This is a genomic window from Azonexus sp. (assembly GCF_036170495.1).
Taxonomy (GTDB): domain Bacteria; phylum Pseudomonadota; class Gammaproteobacteria; order Burkholderiales; family Rhodocyclaceae; genus Azonexus.
On sequence record NZ_JAVHPH010000275.1, the window covers coordinates 1 to 3026 of the forward strand.

3 protein-coding genes are annotated in these 3026 nt (G+C 65.4%); all 3 read left to right on the plus strand.

Going from position 1 to position 3026, the window contains the following annotated elements:
- The first annotated feature begins 35 nt into the window (after nucleotides 1-35).
- The 3 genes from ADADOO_RS10010 (at nucleotide 36) to ADADOO_RS10020 (ending at nucleotide 2939) form a co-directional block, all read left to right on the plus strand.
- Entirely contained in the window at nucleotides 36-350 is a 315-nt protein-coding gene (locus tag ADADOO_RS10010) for a CHC2 zinc finger domain-containing protein (RefSeq protein ID WP_511277190.1), read from the plus strand.
- A 167-nt stretch (nucleotides 351-517) separates the two neighbouring features.
- The gene (locus ADADOO_RS10015; RefSeq protein WP_511277192.1) at nucleotides 518-2524 is read left to right on the plus strand and encodes a YfjI family protein; all 2007 of its coding nucleotides are present in this window, start codon (nucleotides 518-520) and stop codon (nucleotides 2522-2524) included.
- On the plus strand, nucleotides 2517-2939 hold the full coding sequence (locus tag ADADOO_RS10020; RefSeq protein WP_511277194.1) for a hypothetical protein: 423 nt from the start codon (nucleotides 2517-2519) through the stop codon (nucleotides 2937-2939). The genes ADADOO_RS10015 and ADADOO_RS10020 overlap by 8 nt, the downstream gene beginning before the upstream one ends.
- The last annotated feature ends 87 nt before the right edge of the window (nucleotides 2940-3026 follow it).

Here is a 3026-nt window from a genome sequence, read left to right on the forward strand (position 1 = left end):
AAGCCGCCCGCAAGGCAGCGGCATAGGGGCGCACCATGAGACGCGCGAACCCCACGCGGGGACTGAATCAAGGCGCCTTCGGCTTCAAGCGCGAACGGCTGCCGAATCCTGTCGAGTATTACCGGGAACAGGGCTTGAAACTGGTGGGCGGCGGCGGATGGAAATCCGCTGTCTGTCCGTTCCACCAGGACACCACGCCCAGCTTGCGGGTGCGGATCGAGACCGGCGCTTTCCGCTGCATGGTCTGCGGCACGCACGGCGGCGACGTGCTCGCCTTCCACATGCAACGCCACGGGCTGCGCTTCATCGAAGCAGCGCGGGCGCTGGGCGCCTGGGAGGAATCGCGATGAACGAGACACCCCAACAAGCCGCGCGCCGTCTTGCCGCCGGAGCGATGCGCGATGGCTTCAAGCCGCAAGCCCTGCACGAGTACACCGACGCGGGCGGCACGCCGCTGCACTGGCGCATCCGCCTGAAGAATCCCGACACCGGGGACAAATGGATTCGCCCGATGAAGTTGAACGGCGAAGGCTATGCGCTGGGCGAACCGGACTACCCGGAAGGTAAGCCGCTCTACCGCCTGCATGAACTGGCAGCGCGGCCCGACGATTCGGTGATCGTGTGCGAGGGCGAATGGTGCGCCGATGCGCTGGCGAAAATCGGGGTACTGGCGACCACCAGCGGCGCGGCGGATTCCGCTGGGAAGACCGATTGGCAAGCACTGGCGGGGCGCAGCGTGACGATCTGGCCCGACAACGACGAGGCCGGTCGGCGCTATGCCGATGCGGTAGCGGCGGCGCTGCGGGCGCTGGGCTGCACGGTGTTGATCATCGACGTGGCGGCGCTGAACCTGCCGCCCAAAGGCGATGCGGTGGACTGGCTGATGACGCACCCGGACGCCACGGCGGCGGACATTGCCGCGCTGGCCACCGTCGGCTTGGACGAAACGATTGCCGGCGACGCGGCGGCAACGGAAAAGCCGGCGACAAGCAACGACTGGCCGGCGCCGAAGCCGATTCAGGCGGCGCTGCATCCGGTGCCAGCTTTCGATGCAGATACCCTGCTGCCCGAAGCGCTGCGCGGCTGGGTGATGGACGAGGCCGACCGCATGCCTTGCCCGCCAGACTTCATCGCGGCGGGGGCACTGGTGGCGCTGGGCGCGATCATTGGCGCGCGCTGTGCGATCAAGCCCAAGTCGCTCGATTCCTGGCTGATCGTGCCGAATCTGTGGGGCGGCATCGTCGGCCTGCCGTCGGCGAAGAAGTCGCCGGCCATTGGCGCGGCGCTGAAGCCGCTGGACCGCCTGATTGCGCGGGCAATGGAAGCGCATCGCGCGGACCTTGAAGCCTTCGAGGCCGACAACACGGTGTTCGAGGCGAAGCGGGACGCCATCGAATCGCGCATCAAGGCGGCGGCGAAGGATGCCAAGAAGGGCGATCTGGACAGCATCGCCAAGGAACTCCAAGGCCACCGGCAACAGGCGCCGGAAGCGCCGACCCTGCGGCGCTACAAGTCCAACGACACCACCGTCGAAAAGCTGGGCGAATTGCTGCGCGAGAATCCCTCGGGCTTGCTGGTGATGCGGGATGAACTGGTCGGATTGATTGCATCGTGGGACAAGGATGGCCGCGAAGGCGAACGGGCCTTTTACCTGGAAGCGTGGAACGGCAACGCCAGTTTCGATACCGACCGCATCGGGCGCGGCTCGATTTTCATCCCGAACCTGTGCGTGTCGATCTTCGGCGGCATCCAGCCGGACAAGCTGACCGGCTACCTGGAGCAGGCCGCGAACGCGCTGGCCAATGACGGCATGCTGCAACGGTTTCAACTGCTGGTGTTTCCCGATCATCGAGCGTGGGAGTGGCGCAACCGCATCCCGGCGAAGGAAGCCCGCGACCGCGCCTTCGCTGTGTTCGATACGCTGGCCGATTTCGACCCGGTGGCGTGGGGCGCCGCACCCATTGACGACTTCGCCAAGTTCCCGCATTTCTTTTTCGACGACGCGGCGCAAGGCATCTTCATCGAATGGTCGGGCGAGCTGCACGGTTCAAAAATGCCCGCCGAGGATCATCCGATCATCCAGCAGCACCTGGCCAAGTTCGACAAGCTGTTTCCGGCGTTGGCGCTGGTCCTGCACCTGGTCGATTGCGCGGCAACAGGTCGCTGTGGGTTGGTGACTGCGGAATCCGCCTTGCGGGCAGCGGCTTGGTGCGAGTATCTGGAGGCGCATGCGCGGCGCTGCTATGGCCTGCTGACCGACGACGGTCTGCGTGCGGCGCAAGCCCTGGCCGACAAGCTGCGTCAAGGCAAGCTCGCCGACGGCTTCACGGCGCGCGACGTGCGGCGCAACCAATGGCGCAGCCTGACGACCGACGAGGCGGTACAGGCGGCGCTGGACTGGCTGGAAGACGAAGACTGGCTGCGCGCCGAAGAAGTCGGCGGCACCGGGCCGGGAACGGGGCGACGCACCTATCGCTACGTCATCAATCCGAAAGCCGGCAAGTCGGGGGGCGATCATGGCTGACTGGCTTGAACGCGCGAAGCGGAAATTTGCGCAAAGTGCTGACCCGGTTACTGCCAATACTGCCGAAAGAAATCCAATGGCAGTAACGGCAGTGCCTGATCCGGCCGATGCTGAGTTTCTGAGGGCTTCTATCGGCAGTAACGGCAGTGCCACCGCAGCGGATTTTCAGGAAACCGAAGCCAGCGATGCTGACGACCGTCGCGCCTGCACCCAATGCGCGAACCTGACCGGGCGCGGGCTCTGCCTCGCCGCCCGGCGCGGTGAAATCGTGGCAAGCCGTAGCTATGAACCTATCCGCGACCTTCCTCGCCGCTGCGAGGGCTACATGCCGGGCGTGGAGGATACCGACCGGCGACCTGGGCTAGAACGCTGGCCTGGACTGATTCAGAAAGGAAACGATCATGCAACCCAATGAAGTGGAGGCAATCAGCGATGGCGCCGTGCCTACGCTCTCGGCATCCAATGAAACGGCACCAGCGACGACGAGCAACTATGAGGCCGT